17 protein-coding genes are annotated in these 20,163 nt (G+C 48.2%); 1 reads left to right on the forward strand and 16 read right to left on the reverse strand.

The features are described 5' to 3' along the window. Positions 1–305 precede the first annotated feature (305 nt). From uvrB to DHAF_RS23615, 3 genes are all read right to left on the reverse strand, one after another. Positions 306–2,357, reverse strand: coding sequence for an excinuclease ABC subunit UvrB (gene uvrB, locus DHAF_RS23605; RefSeq protein ID WP_015945430.1), 2,052 nt, complete (start codon positions 2,355–2,357; stop codon positions 306–308). Positions 2,358–2,533: 176 nt separating this feature from the next. Further along, entirely contained in the window at positions 2,534–3,988 is a 1,455-nt protein-coding gene (locus tag DHAF_RS23610; protein WP_015945431.1) for a sugar ABC transporter substrate-binding protein, read from the reverse strand. A gap of 254 nt (positions 3,989–4,242) precedes the next feature. After that, positions 4,243–5,325: a hypothetical protein gene (locus tag DHAF_RS23615; protein WP_080518303.1), complete on the reverse strand. Its 1,083-nt coding sequence runs from the start codon at positions 5,323–5,325 to the stop codon at positions 4,243–4,245. Between the two features lie 293 nt (positions 5,326–5,618). Between DHAF_RS23615 and DHAF_RS23620 the strand changes: the two genes are divergently transcribed. Beyond that, positions 5,619–6,848: an ATP-binding protein gene (locus DHAF_RS23620; protein WP_015945433.1), complete on the forward strand. Its 1,230-nt coding sequence runs from the start codon at positions 5,619–5,621 to the stop codon at positions 6,846–6,848. A gap of 68 nt (positions 6,849–6,916) precedes the next feature. On the opposite strand, the gene DHAF_RS23625 is transcribed toward DHAF_RS23620, so the two are convergent. The 13 genes from DHAF_RS23625 to DHAF_RS23685 form a co-directional block, all read right to left on the reverse strand. After that, entirely contained in the window at positions 6,917–8,104 is a 1,188-nt protein-coding gene (locus tag DHAF_RS23625) for a S41 family peptidase (protein WP_005815587.1), read from the reverse strand. 322 nt (positions 8,105–8,426) lie between these two features. Next, the gene (locus tag DHAF_RS23630; RefSeq protein WP_015945434.1) at positions 8,427–9,560 is read right to left on the reverse strand and encodes a murein hydrolase activator EnvC family protein; all 1,134 of its coding nucleotides are present in this window, start codon (positions 9,558–9,560) and stop codon (positions 8,427–8,429) included. A 19-nt stretch (positions 9,561–9,579) separates the two neighbouring features. Beyond that, positions 9,580–10,464 (reverse strand): permease-like cell division protein FtsX, encoded by an 885-nt coding sequence (ftsX, locus tag DHAF_RS23635; protein WP_015945435.1) that lies wholly within the window; start codon positions 10,462–10,464, stop codon positions 9,580–9,582. After that, positions 10,454–11,140 carry a cell division ATP-binding protein FtsE gene (gene ftsE, locus DHAF_RS23640; RefSeq protein WP_005815584.1) on the reverse strand — a complete coding sequence of 229 codons (687 nt, stop codon included), beginning with the start codon at positions 11,138–11,140 and terminating at the stop codon, positions 10,454–10,456. Before ftsE ends, ftsX begins: the two co-directional genes overlap by 11 nt. Positions 11,141–11,335: 195 nt before the next feature. Beyond that, a complete protein-coding gene (locus tag DHAF_RS23645) occupies positions 11,336–11,596 on the reverse strand; it encodes a hypothetical protein (RefSeq protein ID WP_005815582.1) in 261 nt (86 codons plus the stop codon). Between the two features lie 106 nt (positions 11,597–11,702). Next, positions 11,703–12,638 carry a transketolase family protein gene (locus tag DHAF_RS23650; RefSeq protein WP_015945436.1) on the reverse strand — a complete coding sequence of 312 codons (936 nt, stop codon included), beginning with the start codon at positions 12,636–12,638 and terminating at the stop codon, positions 11,703–11,705. After that, complete coding sequence (locus DHAF_RS23655) at positions 12,631–13,464, reverse strand: transketolase (protein ID WP_015945437.1); 834 nt, start codon at positions 13,462–13,464, stop codon at positions 12,631–12,633. The genes DHAF_RS23650 and DHAF_RS23655 overlap by 8 nt, the downstream gene beginning before the upstream one ends. A 160-nt stretch (positions 13,465–13,624) precedes the next feature. Then, positions 13,625–14,732 (reverse strand): peptide chain release factor 2 gene (gene prfB / locus DHAF_RS23660; RefSeq protein WP_015945438.1). Its coding sequence is split into 2 segments (ribosomal slippage): positions 13,625–14,662 and positions 14,664–14,732, totalling 1,107 coding nucleotides; the frame shifts between segments, so codons are not numbered across the junction. Between the two features lie 119 nt (positions 14,733–14,851). After that, positions 14,852–17,356 (reverse strand): preprotein translocase subunit SecA, encoded by a 2,505-nt coding sequence (gene secA, locus DHAF_RS23665; RefSeq protein ID WP_015945439.1) that lies wholly within the window; start codon positions 17,354–17,356, stop codon positions 14,852–14,854. 197 nt (positions 17,357–17,553) lie between these two features. Then, the gene (hpf, locus tag DHAF_RS23670) at positions 17,554–18,081 is read right to left on the reverse strand and encodes a ribosome hibernation-promoting factor, HPF/YfiA family (RefSeq protein WP_005815573.1); all 528 of its coding nucleotides are present in this window, start codon (positions 18,079–18,081) and stop codon (positions 17,554–17,556) included. Positions 18,082–18,282: 201 nt separating this feature from the next. After that, complete coding sequence (locus DHAF_RS23675) at positions 18,283–18,480, reverse strand: cold shock domain-containing protein (RefSeq protein WP_011462200.1); 198 nt, start codon at positions 18,478–18,480, stop codon at positions 18,283–18,285. A gap of 102 nt (positions 18,481–18,582) precedes the next feature. After that, entirely contained in the window at positions 18,583–19,302 is a 720-nt protein-coding gene (locus DHAF_RS23680) for an amino acid ABC transporter ATP-binding protein (RefSeq protein ID WP_005815569.1), read from the reverse strand. After that, entirely contained in the window at positions 19,289–19,963 is a 675-nt protein-coding gene (locus DHAF_RS23685) for an amino acid ABC transporter permease (protein WP_015945440.1), read from the reverse strand. Before DHAF_RS23685 ends, DHAF_RS23680 begins: the two co-directional genes overlap by 14 nt. Positions 19,964–20,163: the final 200 nt, after the last annotated feature.

Genomic DNA, 20,163 nt, shown 5'->3' on the forward strand with positions numbered 1-20,163 from the left:
AGCTTTTAGGCAGCATTACTGCTTTTAAGAATGACCATAACATCGATACACCAAAAAATACTCCAAGCACTTTAAGATGTTGCCCAAGGATTTTGCGTTACAATAGTGAAGCGACTTCAAAGCGAGCAGGATGCCAAACTTCGCGAAAAGCTAGCAGCGGAAACGGGTTGGGAGCAGGAGCGACTTAGCCGGGGACCCGTTGGAGCGGAGAGCTTGAGCGTTAGTTTGGCACCGCGCAGCTTTCCGAGCGAACGGTGTAACGCAAAATCCTGAAGAGAATTCTTTTGTTCATCTTAGAAAGGGAACTACCCGCCCCTCTTCCTGGGCCCACTCTTACGCCCTGCCGGAGCCGCCGCCTCTCGCTTGCGGGCACGGCCCTGGGTGGGCCGCTTATACTTATTCTCTTCCCCTTTAAGCTCGATCATCGCATCCCGGATCTCCGCTGCCCGTTCAAAGTCCATATCTTTAGCGGCTAAGCGCATCTCCTGTTCCAGACTTTTGAGCAGCTCAGCCAATTCCTCGGCCGGCATTTTTGATCCATAGGCTGCTTTCTTTTCCGCCACCTTAGTGGCTTCCGGGATTTCGTAGATTTTCTTGCGAATGGTCTGAGGGGTAATCCCATGCTTTTCATTATAGGCTTCCTGGATGGCCCGGCGGCGGTTGGTTTCGCCGATGGCCACTTCCATGGAGCGGGTCATTTGGTCCGCATACATGATGACTTTTCCCTGGGCATTCCGGGCGGCGCGGCCAATGGTCTGAATCAGGGAGCGCTCGGCACGGAGAAAACCCTCTTTGTCCGCATCGAGAATAGCCACCAGGGAAACCTCGGGAAGGTCCAAGCCCTCCCGGAGCAGATTGATGCCCACGATGACATCGATATCTCCCAAACGCAATTCCCGCAGGATCTCCACCCGCTCCAGGGTTGTAATATCGGAGTGGAGGTATTTAACGGCCATATTGAGATTTTTCAGGTAATCCGTTAAATCCTCTGCCATCTTTTTGGTCAGGGTAGTGACGAGCACCCGCTCATCCCGGGCAATCCTTTGGTTGATTTCCCCGATCAGATCATCGATCTGGCCCTTGGTGGGCCGGACCGAAATCTCCGGATCCAAAAGCCCGGTAGGGCGAATAATTTGCTCCACAATCTGGGGGCAATGTTCCAGCTCATAAGGCCCGGGAGTAGCACTGATATAAACCCGCTGAGGGACCAGCGTTTCAAATTCAGCAAACTTTAAGGGGCGGTTATCCAAAGCAGAGGGCAGCCGGAATCCGTAGTCTACCAGAGTGGTTTTACGGGAACGGTCCCCTTCATACATACCCCGGACCTGAGGCAGCGTGACATGGGATTCGTCAATCATCATCAGGTAATCTTCCGGGAAAAAGTGCAAAAGGGTATAAGGAGTTTCTCCGGCCTCCCGGAAGGTTAAATGGCGGGAATAGTTTTCAACGCCATTGCAAAATCCCATTTCCCTCAGCATCTCCAGATCATAGCGGGTTCTCTGCTCTAAACGCTGAGCTTCCAAAAGTTTGTCTTCATCCTTAAACCGTCTGAGCTGCTCTTCCAATTCCTTTTCAATATTCTCAGCAGCTACCAATACTTTATCCCGTGCCGTGACATAGTGAGAATTCGGGAAAATGGAGACATGCCGGCGTTCTCCCAAAATTTCACCGGTAAGGACATTGATCTCGTAAATATGTTCGATTTCATCCCCGAACATTTCGATCCGAACAGCATGCTCACTGGAGCCGGCGGGATGGACTTCCACCACATCTCCCCGGACACGGAAAGTTCCCCGTTCAAAAGCCAGATCATTGCGATCGTACTGAATGGAGATGAGCTTTTTGAGAATGTCATTGCGGTCAATTTCCTGCCCCTGCCGCAGGGAAACCATCAAATCCCGGTATTCCTCAGGGGAACCCAAGCCATAGATGCAGGACACACTGGCCACCACAATCACATCACGCCGTTCGAACAAGGCCGCCGTAGCGGAGTGGCGCATTTTATCGATCTCATCATTGATCGAAGAATCCTTTTCTATATAGGTATCGCTGGAAGGAACATAAGCTTCCGGCTGATAATAATCATAATAACTGACGAAATATTCCACTGCATTTTCCGGGAAGAATTCCTTGAACTCAGTGTAAAGCTGAGCCGCTAAGGTCTTATTATGGGCGAGAATCAGAGTGGGCCGTTGAACTTTTTCGATGATGTTGGCCATGGTAAAGGTTTTTCCTGAACCTGTCACCCCCAGCAGGGTTTGATGACGTCTGCCGGAATGGATACTTTCGACCAGAGCATCAATGGCCTGAGGCTGATCCCCGGAGGGTTTGTAGGGAGCGCGTAAACGGAACTCCATGGGGTGCTCCAATCTCCTTTCTCTTCTAAAATCCTGGTTTATATTCTGCTTGTTCCAGTCTTCAAATCATTCTAAGCAAGATTATACCACTTCTTGCTTAGAAACAAAACAAAAAAGCCGAACATATTTTCGGCTTTTCGCTGTTTTTTACTGGTAATTTTAAGAAGTATCTTTCTCTATTCCCCCTGTTTCGCTTGTTCTGAGCTATTCCCTCCTTGCTTATCCTGTCTATCCCCCTGCTGTCCTTGTTCTCCTTGTTGTTGCTGTTGCTGCTGTTGTTGTTGCTGTTCTTTCAGGAGCATTTCCGGAGGAATGGTACGGACTTGATCATTGGCATTTTTCTCTGTTCCCAAAACATTGCCCTTTTCATCCAGATATTCGCGGAGAATTTCTGTATGAACTTTTTCAGTCACTTTGCTTACCCCTTCGGGCATAACTCCCTGCCCGCCGCTCTGCCCCTGGGCTGAAGAAGAGCCTTCCTGGCCCTGTTCTTTGGACTCTGCATCTTTCCCTTCGCCGCTCTGTTCTTTTCCACTATCTTCATTACTGCTTTTTTCTGTACTTTTTTGCTTCCCTTGACTTTCCGAGCCCTTCGTCTGAGACTCCGATTTTTTCCTTTCCAGCTCTTTTTGAGCTTCGGCTGCTTTAGCATAGCTTTTCTGAATAAGGGCGAGATTTTCTGTCGTCACCGTTTTAACCGGAATGATCTTCGCCGCCACTTCACCTTGATCGCCGGTAATGGATTGTGTTATATCTACGGATTGCTTATCCATTAATTTTTGCGCCCATTGAAAGGCATTAACACCTTGAACATAGGGTGATGTATCAATATCTGCGATCTGACTGCCTGAAGCAATCCTTTGCAAGGATTTGGAATTAGCCTGTCCTCCCATAAGCTGAACTTTATCGGTAAGCTGCATGGATCTGAGCAGTTCATAAGCCAGGGCAAGGAGCTTCTCATTCTTAGCGCAGATGGCCTTCACTTGGCCGGGGTTCTTCTGCAAATGTTCCATAAGGCTTTGCATGGCTATGGTTTCCGATTCCGGAGGATTGGTAATGCTATGTACCGTTATCTTGGGGTTTTTACCCAGCTCTTGCTTAAAGGCCGCCATATTCATTTGAGCGACGGCATCTTCTGCTTCCCCCTGCAGGTAGACGACCTGCCCTTCAGTAACCTTTCCCTGGATTTGCTGGGCCATTAGCCTGCCTGTTTGATCCGGATCAGGCAGGATGACCCCTTTGGCTTTCACTCCGGGCGGCAGCCCGTTTAACGCCAGAATAGGTATATCTCCCTTTTCCGCTTCCTTTAAAAAGGACTGCTCCCCAGCTTGAACAATGAGAACCTTGGCATCCTTAAGGGCGTTGGCATCCCCTTGTTCTTTTGACGTCAAAACCTTAACTTCCAATTCTTCTTTTTCAGCCAACTCCTGGATGCCGAGCAGAAACATATCTTTATTGGGATCCTCCTGGTTCAAAGCCACCGCTATTATTTTTTTCTCTTCTTGCTGAGAGGATTTACTCGAGGTTTTCTCCTTGCTCCCCATTAAGCCGCCCAAAAGAGATTGCATGTTGCAGCCGGTTAAGGCCATACTTAGAAGTAACACGATGATCAAGGAAAGCACTTTTTTCATGGAACACGCTCCTTTCCAGGGTCGATCCACTTTATGAACACCTTGTGTTTCACACTATAAAGAAAACCCGACTTCGCCGATCCTTAAACACATACCCGCAAATGAGGCGAAGTCGCTGGTTGCACTTATGCTTTAGAAAGTATATAGCGCAAGCTTATGCTTTCTGATAGTGCCAAAAAAGCACCGTTTTTGGTGCTTATCATGAGTATATCTAGTCTTCCCTTGATTGTATGAAATATGAAAGGCAACTGCTGTCAATCAATGGTATGAACTTTTTTGTCCATATCTCTTAAAATAGAGCTCAATAAATCTGTCTTCATGCTATCGACTTGATCAAAGTCGACCGTTTTTGTATAAATAGCTTTAAGTTTATCTCTCAGCCTCTGAGTGTCCAGCAGAGCTTTTTTGAGATCATTGCTAAAGGGACACCCTAATCCTTGATCCTCCAGATGCTCCGGATCCCCTTGCCAAATGGCCAGATTTCTTTCCGGAAAGACAATGCCTAAAATTTCATCAGGGTAAAGCGGATGTAAGACAATATCAATAACCTGCCCCAGCTGTTCCGCTTCCTGCAACACCCATTCCATGGCTTCATGAGCCTCTTCCCCATCGAAACGAATCTGGTCATAGTCCGTCAAGAAGTAGGGAGCCAGATTCAGCCAGCCCTCCGGATTGATTCCATGAAGAAAAAAGGACTGAACAGCGCTCTTCTGGATCTTTTTCAAAGCGTCCTGAGCCTTGCTCCAAGGACCTTTTGCTTCTTTAAATAAATCTGAGGCATAAAGCTTGGGCAGCCAGGGCCTGCCCTCATCCGCCTTGGCATAAAACCGCTCGCGAATTCTTCCTCCAAATTCCTCAGCCAGGATTTCACCTATTCTTTGTTGGCCGCGTTTGATCTTTTCTCCCAATTCAAGAACTCTCAGCCTTTGTTGCTCAAGCTTTCCCTGATTGCAGTATTTGGAAAAATCAACAAAATGCTCAATCACCCCCGGTGCGCGCCAATGCAAAGGAGCAATCTCATAGTGATCAAGGATCGCCCAGTTGAAACGGCGAATCAGCACCCCCGCCATGGAGTCCGGATCCCGTGCAGAACGGAGAAAATCAACCTCATACCCCCGATCAAGGAGATCCAGTCCAATCATCTTAATCGTGGTGGATTTACCTGTGCCCGGTCCTCCCATCAGGACATAAGTACGTTCCCATTCTGACATCATATTGGGTAGAAGTGATATATAGCCGCGATTGGTAATCCCCTCTGCAAAGTAATGCCGTCCACTGGGTTTATTCCCCATGTCCTTTCCCCCTTGAAATTTGCTTGCGGTGTAGTGTATGCACAAGGAGGGTCAGCGGTCACAGGATTTGCTGAAAAAGACCGGCAAATTGTTTCTGGCGCTTGGTTGGATACACCGCTCAAAAAGGCTTGTCAGATTCGAATCCGGATTCGAATCTGACTGACATCATCTTGGGTAGAAGCGATGTCTAGCCGCGATTAATGCAAGCAGGGTTAGTTTAAAAAGAAGATATTCGGCCAAAATATATATAAAACTAATTATAGACGATTTTCACTTGATCTTCACTGCTCATCCGGCCATAATTATAGCAGGTTAACTTTTAGCCGAGGGGTGATAAGGTGAACTATATTAAAAGAGCCATGGAAAATACTTTTCTCCGCCTAGCCAAAGAATTCCCGGCTTTGCTGCTTACCGGCCCAAGGCAGACGGGAAAGACCACTATGCTGCAAAAGCTGGCCGCAGAGGAGAAAATCGGACGAAACTATGTTACTCTGGACGATCTGACCGAGCGTCAGATGGCAAAAAACGACCCGAAGATGTTTCTCCAAATCCACAAACCGCCAGTGTTTATTGACGAAGTGCAGTACGCCCCAGAACTGTTTTCCTATATCAAAATCCATATTGATCGGCATCATCGTCCAGGAGATTTCTGGCTGACGGGATCACAAGTGTTCAAACTGATGGATGGAGTACAGGAATCACTGGCCGGTCGTGTCGGCCTGCTTCATATGTCGCCCATGTCCCAAGCGGAGAGCTGCGGCGCAGACACCACGCCCTTTATATTGGATTTGGAACAGCTTACCCGGCGGGTTAGAGAACGCAACCCTCTGGACACTCCCGCCCTCTATGAGCGCATCTTTCGAGGAGGTATGCCTGCTCTCGTCAGTGGTCAGTATACCGACCACTGGGCCTTATACTCCAGCTACATCAGCACTTACCTTGACCGGGATGTCAAGGAGATTTCCGGCACTATCAACTCCCTGCGCTTTATGGACTTTATCACAGCCGCCGCGGCCTTGTGCGGGCAGATGCTGAATTATAAGACCATCGCGGATGCTGCCGGGATTGACCAGTTAACTGCCAAAGGCTGGCTAGGGATTTTGGAACGGCTGGGAATTATCTTTTACTTGCATCCCTACGCCAACAACATGCTCAAGCGCATGGTAACCAAGCCTAAGCTCTATTTTTATGACTGCGGTTTGGTGGCCTACCTGACCAAATGGAGTGACAGCGCCACACTGATGAACGGCGCCATGAGCGGCGCTATTCTCGAAAACTTTGTGGTTTCGGAAATTATCAAGAGTTATCAGAACTATGGCAGGGAGGCCTTTATCTACTATTATCGGGACAAGGACACCAAAGAGATTGATATTCTACTGGAGGACAGCGGCAAGCTTTACCCCATGGAAATCAAGAAAACCGCGACACCCCAAAAGCAGCTCACCCGCGTATTTAATGTCATTGACAAGGCCACCCTGGAACGGGGGACAGGAGCGGTTCTTTGCACGACCGACAGACTCTCCGCATTTGACAGCGAGAATTTGATCATACCGATTTGGGGAATATGATGAAAACCCCTAAACATTGCAGCTAAAACAATGTTCAGGGGTTTTTCTTCAGGGCTTTGGTCGTGCTGTTATTTCATCTGTTGGCGAAGCACCTTAAGAGCTTCCGTGAGCTGAGTATCAAAGGCTTTCGTAGTAGGAGAAAGAGTTGCTTCCTCTCCATCCTTCAGCTTCACTTCCACATCAGGCTCGATGCCCTTTTTATGAATATCGATCTTATTAGGGGTCAAATACTTGGCGGTGGTCAGCTTCACACTGGTCCCCCTATCCAGTTGATAAATCGTCTGCACAATCCCTTTACCGAAGGTCTTGGTACCCACAAGGGTGCCCGTTCCCCGATCTTTGATGGCCCCGGAAACGATTTCAGCTGCGGAAGCGCTTTCCTCATTGACCAAAACCACAAAGGGAATGCCTAAATAATTGCCTTCCGAAGCCTTGGTTACAGCATTGCCTCCTTTATCCACAATATAGACAATGGGGCCGGGCTGAACAAAATAACTGGCTACTCCTACAGCAGATTCTAATTCCCCGCCATGATTATAGCGTAAATCCAAGATCATCCCTTTGTATTTGCTGATATCCATATTGCGCAGCACTTCATTGAGTTCAAGAGCTGTATGGGAGGAGAACTGGGAAATTCCGATATAAGCTATATCCGAATTCCCTGGCAGAGCCAGTCCCTCCACCGTGGGTACTGCGATATTTTCCCGGGTTAAAGGAACGGTCACATTCTGCTTAATGCTTTCCCGATAGACCACCAGAGTCACGTTAGTCCCCGGGTTCCCGCGCATCAGGGAGACGGCTTTTTCCTGATCGATGGTGGTGGCGTCCACATCATCGATCTTAATAATCACATCTCCAGGCTGTAGTCCGGCTTTAGCGGCCGGAGTGTTTTTAATGGGTCTTAGGACCACAAGTTTCTGAGGATCTTTCAGACTTAAAATAATCCCCACGCCGCCGAATTTCCCTTCGATTTGTTGCATAAGCTCTTCATTCTCTTGAGCATTCATATAACTTGAATAAGGATCGCCCAAGGAATCCACAATTCCTTTGGTGGCACCTTCGATCAGGGTGTCTACAGACACTTCCTCCAAATAATCACTTTCAACAAGCTTGACTACTCTTGCCAAGCGGCCTAAATGATCCAGGTTGGTTACAATGAACCCCCCGACAACCACCGTAAAAATCAAACTCCCTATGGCAAGAACCCATCCCAGGTTTTTTAAATACTCTTTCCAACGACTCTCCTGCAAATCCATATCCCCTTCTCATTACCGTGACTCATCTCTTGATCTTTGCTAGAAGATAAGTGGCGGGCTTTCCTTATTTTTTATTGCACTGTCAGAAAGTATAAACTTGCGTTATATACTTTCCAAGCATAAGTGCAACCAGCGACTTCGCCTTTCGTGAGAGTGAAAATATAAAGTACGGCGAAATCGGGTTTTCTTTATTATATGCCTATCCACTTCAGGACATACTTACTTCAAAGTAAACCAGGTTTTGCATTTGTCGCTTCATAGAATACGTAAGAATGCGAAACCTTTGGTTGCCCTTGTGCTTCCGCAGACTCATTCTTTCTATTTAGCGAAAAAATTGCATGGGATCCGTAGTTTCCCCATTGATGCGCACTTCAAAGTGAAGATGGGGTCCTGTGCTCCAGCCTGTGGAGCCCACATAGGATATCAGATCACCGGCTTGCACCATATCTCCAACTTTAGCGGCCAGTTTGGAATTGTGGCCGTAAAGGGTGGTGTATCCGCCCCCATGATCCACGATCACGGCATTTCCATAGGCCCCATACCAACCGGCCATAATAACTTCCCCGTTCCCCGCCGCCAAAACCTTGGTTCCGGTGGGTGCCGGTAAATCCACCCCGGTATGCAAGCTTTTCTGCTTCGTTATGGGATGAATCCGCCAACCATAAGCACTGCTGATTTCATAATAACCCGGTAAGGGATAAGTGCTGATGGTTCCATGGACCACGCCGGAGTTGCTGGTTAATTTGCGGATTTTTTCAGCAATGGCGTTAGAGTCCGCTTCCATTTGTGCAATTTGCTCAAAGATATCATTCTGAGCTTTTTTGTTGGAATCAAGTGCTGCCTGATGCTCCTTCTTCTTGGCATCCAGTTCCTTTTTGGCCTGCTCCGCTTCAGCCTTCAGCTTAGCCGCTTCATCCCGGTGGGCTTGCAGCACTTTCGTTTCTTCTTCGATTCTGGCCTTTTCCAGGCTGATATCGGCAAGGATCTTTTGATCATTATCAACCAGACGGTTAAAGTACTCCAGGCGGGTGATAAAATCACTGAGATTTTCCGCTTCAAAAAGGATTTCCAGATAACTCACTTGACCGATCTGATAGATTTCTTTGACCCGATTCCGCAGAACCTCCTGGCGCTTGGCCAGGTCTTCCTCCCGCTGCTTGAGCTCCTGCTCGGATTGATTCACAGCTTCCACCGCCTGATTATAGGCGATCTGTTTTTCATTCAAGCTATTCGAAGCTACCGTAATCTGAGTTGCTAAATTCTTAATCTGGTTTTGCAGTTTATCGGCAGAATACGTCAGATTGTTTAACTGATTGCGGGCCTGTTCCCCTTTCTTTTGCAGATCCCTTTGTTCTTTTATGGCATCCTCTAATTCCCCGGCTTGAAGTGGAATGACAGAACCTGCCAGCAATACTGTTGTGAGCAAAAGGGCTATGAGCCCCCTTCTCTTGGTCATGTGCTCCCCTCCTTCATTGTTAAACTTTTAAGAAGCGCCTTAAGGAAATCACGCTTCCCGCTGCACCTATTCCCATCCCTAACAGGACGATAGAACCCAGAACCTTACCGATGAGCTCCGTTTCATTAACTACGGGCATAAAAGCCAGGGTGGTTTGAATGTAATCTGCCAGCCAATCATAACCAAATCCCACCAGCAGGATAGCCAGCAGACCGCCAACCAATCCCAGGAACATCCCCTCCAAAATAAAGGGCCAGCGGATAAAGGCATTGCTCGCCCCGACAAGCTTCATAATCTCAATTTCCTTGCGGCGCGAAAAAACATTCATCTTAATATTTAAAGAAATCAAAATCAGGGAGGCGATGGCAAACAACCCTACCACCGCTGTTCCTGCCCAGCGGAGCCACTTGGTAAACTTCAGCAAAGGCTCCACCAGGTTTTTACCATAAACCACATTATCCACACCGGTAAGCTTAGTAATCTGGACGGCTACATTTTCTACTTGCTGGGGGTCCACCACATGGACGGTGTATTTATCCGGAAAAGGGTTTGTATCTCCTAAATCCGCTGCAATGGTGGTGGAATTCAGGGAGCCGGTAAAATTTTTCAAAGCCTGGTCTTTGGGAACAAACTCAATGGTATCCACTCCCGCCAAGTCTGTGAGCCTCTCCCCCAAAGCCTTGACTTCCGCGGAATCCAAATCATCCTGGGCAAATACAGCAATCTCCAGTTCGGATTCAAAGTTCGAAGCCAGGTTAGAGGCATTGAGCAGGAAAAACACCGACGCCCCCAAAATGACCATAGAGATCATCACGGTCAGCACTGAAGCAATACTTAGCCATACATTTCTGCGAATAGAATTAAATACTTCACGAAATATGTATTCTACAGAGTTAAGTGCCATATCCGTAAGCCCCCTGCTTCTGATCACGTGCAACTTTGCCATCTTCAATCGTTATGACACGCTTCTGCATTTGATCGACGATATCCCGGGCATGGGTGGCCATCACAATCGTCGTCCCGCGACGATTAATATTATAAAGAAGCTCCATAATCTCCCAGGCAGTCTCTGAGTCCAGATTACCCGTAGGTTCATCTGCGACTAAAAGAGAGGGATTATTGACAATGGCCCTGGCTACCGAAACCCTCTGCTGCTCCCCTCCGGATAACTCATGGGGAAAGGCTTTCTCCTTATTGGCTAAACCCACCAGCTCCAGAGCCTTTTTGGTCCGACTCTTGACCTCCCGGTTGCCGACACCGATGACCTCCAAGGCAAAAGCCACATTTTCAAAGGCAGTTTTATTCGGTAAAAGGCGAAAATCCTGAAAAATAACGCCAATATTTCTGCGCAAATGGGGAACTTCCCGTTCCCGCATCCGAATCATACTTTTACCATTCATGGTCACTTGACCGCGGGTGGGCAATTCCTCACGGTAGAGCAAGCGGATCAGGGTGGATTTCCCCGCGCCACTGGGTCCTACCAGAAAAACGAACTCCCCTTTGTCTATTTTTAGACTAATATCGACAAGGGCCTTGGCACCGTTCGGATAGATCTTCGATACATTCGTTATTTGGATCATTTTTTTCCCAGGCCTCCTTGAGTTCTCCGTTAGCTTCCATTTTATCCAAACCTATAAGTTAATTCGACACGAGGTATAGATCTCCTGTTATTAATGACGGAAGAAAGGCTAAAAACTTATGGCAAAAAAGAAGTTGGAAGTAAAAAAAGAAAAACCCGACTCCAAACATCGGGCTCATACTTTATGCTATAAGATTTAGATTTTTTTCAGAGCTTCCTCCTGTGCTGAAAATCTCCTCTCCGCTTCATCCTCATCAATGAACCAGAGGCAGCCTTCATGGCGTTCCTCCCGATTAAAGGTGTGAATCAGGCCCTTTTTTACAGTATCGCCCCATGCCACAAAAAACTGTGCCGGAGAATTCACAGGATTGACTCCTGTACCAAAATAAAGAGGAATCCCATTTATTTCAGATTGTCGAAGAATATTGGCCCTAGTCGTACCGCACGGATTGCTCAAAGCTTATCCCTCCTTAGCAACTATAGAAGAATACTATAAACGGAACGGCCGCCCACTCCCGGCAGCCGTCCAAAACTCACTATCTTTGCTCCTGTCTTGGGAGTCTCTATTTCCTGGCTATAGCCACCTTTACTGCCGCCACCACTTCCTTTTTGGTTAAGCCGTATTTCTCCAGCAACTCCAAGGGGCGGCCTGATTCGCCAAAGGTATCCTTAATCCCGACCCGGACCAAGGGCGTAGGCGCCTGTTCACTTAAGGCTTCGGCTACTGCGCTTCCCAAGCCGCCAATAATGTTATGCTCCTCGGCAGTCACCGCCGCACCGGTCTTTTGGGCGCAAGCGACGATGGTCTGCACATCCAGAGGCTTTACAGAGGCTACATTAACCACCGCAACCCGGATATTTTCCTGTTCAAGGTCTTGAGCAGCTTCCAAAGCGGCCGCCACCATGACCCCGTTAGCAAAAACAACACAGTCCGAGCCCTCCCGAAGAACATTGGCTTTACCGATCTCGAACTGATACTGATCGTCAAAAAGCAAAGGAACATCAAGCCGGCCCATCCGAATATAAACAGGGCCTTCATAGGCTGCGGCAGCCCGGATGGCTTGCTGAGTTTCCACCCCATCGGCAGGAACCAATACGGTCATATTGGGTACAGCCCTCATAATGGCCACATCCTCCACCGCCTGATGCGATCCTCCGTCCTCCCCAACGGTAACACCGGCATGAGTGGCGGCAATCTTAACATTTAGTTTGGGATAAGCGATGGAATTGCGAATCTGCTCAAAAGCCCGTCCTGTGGCAAAAATAGCAAAAGTGCTGGCGAAGGGGATCTTGCCCGCCGCTGCCAAACCCGCCGCTGTGCCCATAAGGTTGGCTTCAGCAATTCCCATATTAAAAAACCGTTCCGGGTAGTGTTTGGCAAAATCCGCGGTCTTCGTAGATTTAGACAGATCCGCATCCAGGACAACGATATCCTTATTTTCTGCTCCTAAGGCCACTAAAGTTTTACCATAGGCATCCCGTGTTGCTTGTTTAGCCAAGGCGTGCCGCCTCCTCTCTCAATTCCTTTAAGGCTTGCTCTGCTTGTTCAGCACTGGGGGCATTCCCATGCCAGCCTACCTGGTTTTCCATAAAGGACACCCCTTTACCCTTGACCGTCCGGGCAATAAGTATCGTCGGTTTTCCTTTAATAGTTTTAGCTTCGGCAAAAGCAGCCAGCAGCTCTTCCATATTATGTCCATCCACCTCGATGACATGCCAGCCAAAGGCCCGCCATTTGTCGTCCAAGGGATCAGAAGCCATCACATTATCTGTGGTTCCGTCAATTTGCAGACCATTGTAGTCGAGAACGGCGGTGACATTATCCAGCTTGTAGTGTGCTGCAGCCATAGCCGCCTCCCACACTTGACCCTCCGCCATTTCACCGTCTCCTAAAACCACATAGACCCGAAAATCCTTCTTGTCCGCTTTTCCGGCAAGGGCCATCCCATTGGCTGCGGAAAGGCCTTGGCCCAAAGAGCCTGTGGACATATCCACACCGGGGACTTTCCTCATATCCGGATGCCCCTGCAGGATGCGGCCGGTTTGCCGTAGTCCCAGGATTTCCTCTTTGGGGAAGTAGCCCTTTTCAGCAAGGGCTGCATAAAGGACCGGTGCGGCATGCCCCTTCGCCAATACAAAGCGATCCCGCTCCGCCCAATGGGGATCCTCCGGATTAACTTTCATTTCATAAAAATACAGGGCGGCCAATATATCCGCTGCCGATAAGCTGCCCCCAGGATGACCTGATTTAGCCGGCACAAGCATGGTAATAATATCCTGACGTATTTGATTGGCCATCCGTTTCAGTTCAAGTACCCTCACCATAATCCCTCCATTTATGTGGTTGACAAAACGTCTCATTTTGAAGATTTAAGGCTTGGCCATGAGCCAAGCCTCTCTTTACACTTCTTGCTGCACGACACTTCTTGCTTCACGCTGATCCTTTTATCCTGCTTACTGCTTCTGCTCTTATTCTGCTTTTACTTTACTGAACAGCTTTGGTCTTTTGCAGATAAGCAGCGATAAACTGGTCAATCTCTCCGTCCATGACAGCTCCGGTATTCGCTGTTTCCTCATTGGTCCGGTGATCCTTAACCATATTATAAGGATGGAACACATAGGAGCGAATCTGGCTTCCCCACGCGATCTCCTGTTGTTCCCCGCGAATCTCCGAAATTTCATCTTCCTGCTGTTTGCGCTTCAGCTCCAGGAGCTTGGCTTGCAGGATGCGCAAGCAGTAGGCCCTGTTCTGAATCTGAGAACGCTCACTTTGGGACTGGACCACAATCCCCGTGGGTAAGTGAGTGATCCGGACCGCAGAACTGGTCTTATTGACATGCTGTCCCCCCGCACCGCTGGCCCGGTAGGTATCCACCTTGAGATCTTCGGGCGGAATCTGAATTTCAGCATTATCCTCCATCACCTCAGGTATAACATCCACAGAGGCAAAAGAGGTATGACGGCGTCCCGAAGCGTCAAAGGGAGATATCCGCACTAAACGGTGAACCCCTTTCTCCGCTTTCAAATAGCCGAAGGCATTTTCTCCCGCAAAGGATAAGGTCGCACTCTTAATCCCTGCTTCATCGCCGGGCAGGAAATCCATGGTTTCCACTTTATAACCGTGGCGTTCTCCATAGCGGATATACATCCGATACAGCATGGATACCCAGTCCTGGGCTTCTGTGCCGCCGGCTCCCGCATGCAGGGTAACTATGGCATTATTCCGATCATAGGGACCGCTGAGCAGAATCTCCAGCTCCAAACCATCCAGCCGTTGCTGCAGAGCCAGGATTCCTTCCTCAAGTTCAGGCTCCAGGGATTCATCCTTTTCTTCCACCGCCATTTGATAGAGGGTGAGCATATCATCCAGCTGCTGCTGCAAGGTGTAATAGGTTTTGACTTTCTCCTGTTGATAAGAAAGCTCCTGCATCACTTTTTGCGCCCCTTCTGGATTATCCCAAAAGTCCGGCCTTTGCAGTTCAATCTCTAAAATACTGATTTTATCCTCACGCTGAGGGACGTCAAAGTGAAACCCTCAAATCTGCTAAGCGCACTTCTAAACTTTCCAGCTCTTTTTTCCATTCAAATATCACTTAACTTTCACCACCTTATGGTTTTCGAAAAGTAAGGCATATTGAGCCGAGGGCCTCATTATGCCTTACGTGTAACTATTCTAGTACTCGGTAACATTCAAAAACATTCAAACCTTGTACTAACTGTCTGCTCCGCAGCATTTCTTGTATTTCTTGCCGCTGCCGCAGGGACAGGGATCGTTGCGGCCGATTTGGGGCCCCTCATTATGAACCGGACGGGCCGGCTGTTCCTCATCCCGGTTGGTGCGGACATGCTGAGGTTCTTCCGGTTTTTGCTCCGTCACCTGAGGTGTCACTCTCATAATATAGCGGATGGTGTCTTCCTGAATTGAGCTGATCATGCCCTGGAACATATCATAAGCCTCACGGCGATATTCCACCAAGGGGTTCTTTTGCCCATAAGCTCTCAGGCCAATGCCTTCCCGGAGCATATCCATGGCATCCAAATGATCCATCCACTTCTTGTCCACGACCTGCAGCATCACAGCCCGCTCGATTTCCCGCATGATCTCTTCGCCAAAAGCTGTTTCACGGGTTTTGTAATGGGCTTGTGCTCTCTCCAGAAGCATTTCCACGATCTCTTCTTTTTCCATGCTTCCTACTTGCTCGGCTGTAATATCATGATTGGGCAGGAAGACATTTTCCACATACTCCAGGAAGCTGTTAAGATCCCATTCTTCAGGATAGGGGCTCTGGGCGCCGAACATATCCACCGTTTCCCGAACCACTTTTTCCAGCATATCGGCGATGCTCTCCTGAATGTTGCCACCCATCAGCACCTGACGGCGTTGGGCATAGATGACTTCCCGCTGCAGATTCATGACATCATCATAATCAAGAACATGCTTGCGAATTTCGAAGTTTCTGTTTTCCACCCGGCGCTGAGCCGTTTCTACAGAGCGGCTGATCATCTTGGAGGTAATGGGAACGGAATCGTCCATCCCTAATTTATCCATCATCCCGGTGATATTATCCGCACCAAAAAGGCGCATCAAATCATCTTCCAGAGAAAGGAAGAATTGGGAAGAACCAGGGTCTCCCTGACGTCCGGCACGGCCGCGCAGCTGATTATCAATCCGGCGGGATTCGTGGCGCTCTGTACCTATAATATGCAGACCACCCAGTGGGGCTACTTCTTCGCCCAGGATAATGTCCGTACCACGGCCCGCCATGTTGGTGGCGATGGTCACCATGCCCTTCAAGCCTGCTCCGGCAATGATTTCGGCTTCTTTCTCATGGAACTTGGCATTCAGGACTTGATGAGGTATGCCGCGGCGCTCCAACATACTGCTTAAGCGCTCGGACTTCTCCACCGATACGGTTCCCACCAGAACCGGCTGTCCTTTTTTGTGGCGTTCGATGATCTCCTCAACGACAGCCTTGAACTTGCCTTCCTCAGTCCGATAGACCACATCAGGCAGATCCTCACGAATCATCGGCATATTAGTGGGAATTTCCACCACGTCTAATTTGTAAATCTTTTTGAATTCCGGTTCTTCCGTCATAGCGGTACCGGTCATACCGGCAAGTTTTTCAAACATCCGGAAATAATTCTGGAAGGTAATGGTCGCTAAGGTTTGAGATTCCTTTTCAATTTTCACTTTTTCCTTAGCTTCAATCGCCTGATGCAATCCTTCCGAATAACGGCGCCCAAACATAAGACGTCCGGTAAATTCATCAACGATAATAACCTGCCCGTCCTTAACCACATAATCCCGATCCAGTTTAAAGAGGGCATGGGCTTTTAAGCCCTGGTTCACATGATGAGCCAGCTCTGTGTGCAGATCGTCAAAGAGATTCTCTACGGAGAGCATGGTTTCAACCCGGCTGACCCCTTGTTCAGTCAAGGTGACCACCCGGTCTTTTTCATTGACATTATAATCTTCTTCCGGCTTTAAGCGGGGAATAATCATGGCAATCCGGTTATAGAGCTCGGTCGGCTTGTCCGCCTCCCCGGAAATAATCAACGGGGTACGGGCTTCGTCGATTAAAATGGAGTCCACTTCGTCGACGATAGCATAATGAAGTTCCCGCTGAACCAACCCATCAGGACGGGTCACCATATTATCACGCAAATAATCAAAGCCAAATTCATTATTGGTACCATAGGTTATATCTGCAGCATAGCTTTCCCGCCGCTGAGCATAGTTTAAGCCATGAACGATCAGACCCACCGATAATCCCAGGAACTGGTGAATGCGGCCCATCATTTCGCTGTCACGCCGGGCAAGATAGTCGTTGACGGTAACGATATGAACACCGCGGCCTGTCAAAGCATTCAGATAGGATGGAAGGGTTGCCACCAATGTTTTTCCTTCCCCAGTACGCATCTCGGCGATCCGGCCATCATGCAGGACCATCCCCCCGATCAGCTGCACATCATAGTGCCGTTGTCCATTGACACGCCAGGAAGCCTCACGAACCACTGCAAACGCCTCAGGCAAAAGGCTGTCCAGACTCTCTCCATTCTCCAGCCGTTGTTTAAATTCATCGGTCTTGGCACGGAGCTGTTCATCAGACAACGCCTTGATTTCCGGCTCCAAGTCATTAATCGCAGCAATCTTTTTCTGATACTTTTTAACCTCACGAGCATTGTCATCAAAAAGTTTATTTAAGAAACCCATTATTGACCACCTTTCCATCTGTCCAAGGGTATCAACTCATTTTATCACTCTAACCAAAAGGGTGCAAGCCAAGAGCATCCCGCTCCAGAGCAAATCCCTTGTTAATTTCTGTAGGAACGTCCTGAAACAACCATATGCACACAAGAATGGTCTACCCTCGTAGACCATTCGTTTTAATCATCCTATTCAATTTTATCTCAATCTTCGGGCTCCAAGAGACCATAGTCGCCTGATCTCCGGCGATAAACCACATTGATGACATTGGTATCCATGTTGGTGAAGGCGTAGAAGTTATGTCCTACCAGGTTCATCTGCATAATGGCTTCTTCCACGGACATGGGTTTGGTACCGAATTTTTTGTGACGGACAACCTCTTCAGAATCATCTTCATAGAGGGCGGGATGCTCAATTTCATGATCTTTAAGGACTTTAGTGCGCATGCGTTTGTTGATCCGGGTGCGGTATTTATCAATTTGGCGCTCCAGCTTTTCGACGACCAGGTCGATGGAAGCGTACATATCTCCGCTTTCTTCCTCGCCGCGAAGAATCATACCCTGGAGGGGTGCAGTGACCTCAACGCGATGGCGGCCTTCCTCTACCAGCAGGGTTACTTTAACATCCATAAACTCATCAGAGTATTTCTCCAGTTTGCCTACCCTTTTTAAAACGTACTCTTTCAGGGCATCGGTGACTTCCATTTGTTTGCCGCGAACGCTGATGTTCATAGTAAAACCCCCTTAATATCTGCTTAATATATTATTCCCTCTTCACGCAAAAAATCCTTCCACAATTTTCTTCTCTTTTAACTAAATTTCCATATGCAAAAAAGAAGAATCGTTGTAAATTATGCCAACAATTCTTCTTTTTATTCATGTGATAGTAACTTTGTCAAAACTCCATACGGCAGCTCTTCCGCTCCCTATCACTTATCTCGCTTGCACATTAGAAGCCTGGTCTCCCCGCGGACCTTGGACAATATCGAATTCCACACCTTGACCTTCTTCTAAAGTACGGAAGCCGTCACCCATGATGGAAGAGAAATGAACGAAAATATCCTGTCCATGATCCCCTTCGATAAATCCATACCCTTTTTGTTTGCTAAACCACTTTACTTTACCCAACACAGAAAAAAACCTCCTTGATTCCTTAACAGCTCCGGCCATCTGCCAAAAAGCTAGTCTCTTAGGAAGGATGCCCAGGAGGACCCTGATTTAAACATTAAAAATCTAAAGAATCTTGCTCAGGAAGGATTGAGTGCGCGGATTCTGAGGGTTGCCAAAGAGTTCTGCCGGGGACCCTTCCTCCATGATTCTTCCTTCATCCATAAAGATCACCCGGTCCCCTACTTCCCGGGCAAAGCCCATTTCATGAGTGACCACAACCATGGTCATGCCTTCCCTGGCCAGATCTTTCATGACGGCCAGAACCTCCCCGACCATCTCGGGATCAAGGGCTGAGGTAGGTTCGTCAAAGAGCATGACTTTAGGGCGCATGGCGAGAGCCCTGGCAATAGCGACCCGCTGCTGCTGCCCTCCCGAGAGCCGCTCGGGATACTCATGGGCCTTATCTGCCAAGCCTACTTTTTTCAAGAGCTCCATGGCCATCCATTCTGTTTCCTGCTTGCTGGTCTTGCGCACAATTTCCGGAGCTAAGGTAATGTTTTCTAAAGCCGTCTTATGGGGAAACAGGTTAAACCGTTGAAAAACCATGCCCACTTCCCGCCGTATAGCGTTCACATTGGTTTCCGAATTCAAAGGAATGCCATCCACAACGATTTCTCCGGATGTGAGCTCCTCCAGCTTGTTGAGACAACGCAGAAACGTGCTCTTCCCCGAACCGCTGGGGCCAATAACCACCACGACCTCTTTTTCTTTAATATGACAGTCGATGCCGCGCAGGACCTCCAGCTTGCCAAAATGCTTGTGCAGATTTTTAACGGTTATCACTTTTGCCGAACCTCCTCTCTGTATAATTCACGAACCGAGAAAGGATCAGGGTCATGGCCAGATAGAACAAAGCAACTTCTAAATAAATGACAAAGGGCTGATAGGTACGGCTTACGATAAGCTTTCCGGAATACATAAGATCCTGAAGAGCAATAAAAGATACCAGGGAAGAATCCTTAAGCAGAGCAATAAACTCATTGCCCAGAGGAGGAATAACCCGTTTAAAGGCCTGAGGAAGAATAACATGTCTCATGGCTTGGCCCTGGGTCATTCCCAAAGACCGGGCCGCTTCTCCCTGCCCTTTATCAATGGACTGAATCCCGGCCCGGAAAATCTCCGCAATATAGGCTCCCGAGTTAAGACCCATAGCCGAGATACCGGCAATAAACTGATAATTATCAGGAATCTGGAAATTCAAGAGCTGAGGAACAGCGAAGTACACCATGAGAATTTGAACCAAAAGCGGCGTCCCTCTGAAAAAATCAATATAGGCTATAGCGAAGCCCCGTAAAATCCGGCTGTTGGATAAACGCATTAATGCCATAAACAAGCCGATCACAATCCCCATAGCCACAGCCCCGGCCGTAAGCTCCAGAGTGATCAATGTTCCTTTCAGCAAGGGATTGACGCTCTCAAGCATTAATTCCCAATGGAGTTCCACACCCACATCCTCCTTTAATTACATGTCATGAATCCTTCTTTAAATCCTTCGTAATTATACATTTCATCGCAAGTTTATTCAAGAATTATAGTCCAGACATTTTTCTCCAGAAATCCCCCTGTCCTCCGCTCAAAACAAACATTATACTGAAACAAAACGCCCAGCATTGCTAGGCGTTTTGAGTCATCATCATTCTGAGC

Source organism: Desulfitobacterium hafniense DCB-2 (assembly GCF_000021925.1).
Taxonomy (GTDB): domain Bacteria; phylum Bacillota; class Desulfitobacteriia; order Desulfitobacteriales; family Desulfitobacteriaceae; genus Desulfitobacterium; species Desulfitobacterium hafniense.

Excerpts from the sequence above, each read along its gene's own strand:
- DHAF_RS23625 (WP_005815587.1), bottom strand. The coding sequence starts at position 8,104 with ATGGATTTGCAGGAGAGTCGTTGGAAAGAGTATTTAAAAAACCTGGGA.
- ftsE (WP_005815584.1), bottom strand. The coding sequence starts at position 11,140 with ATGATCCAAATAACGAATGTATCGAAGATCTATCCGAACGGTGCCAAG.
- ftsX (WP_015945435.1), bottom strand. The coding sequence starts at position 10,464 with ATGGCACTTAACTCTGTAGAATACATATTTCGTGAAGTATTTAATTCT.
- DHAF_RS23655 (WP_015945437.1), bottom strand. The coding sequence starts at position 13,464 with ATGGTGAGGGTACTTGAACTGAAACGGATGGCCAATCAAATACGTCAG.
- DHAF_RS23630 (WP_015945434.1), bottom strand. The coding sequence starts at position 9,560 with ATGACCAAGAGAAGGGGGCTCATAGCCCTTTTGCTCACAACAGTATTG.
- uvrB (WP_015945430.1), bottom strand. The coding sequence starts at position 2,357 with ATGGAGTTCCGTTTACGCGCTCCCTACAAACCCTCCGGGGATCAGCCT.
- hpf (WP_005815573.1), bottom strand. The coding sequence starts at position 18,081 with ATGAACATCAGCGTTCGCGGCAAACAAATGGAAGTCACCGATGCCCTG.
- secA (WP_015945439.1), bottom strand. The coding sequence starts at position 17,356 with ATGGGTTTCTTAAATAAACTTTTTGATGACAATGCTCGTGAGGTTAAA.
- DHAF_RS23610 (WP_015945431.1), bottom strand. The coding sequence starts at position 3,988 with ATGAAAAAAGTGCTTTCCTTGATCATCGTGTTACTTCTAAGTATGGCC.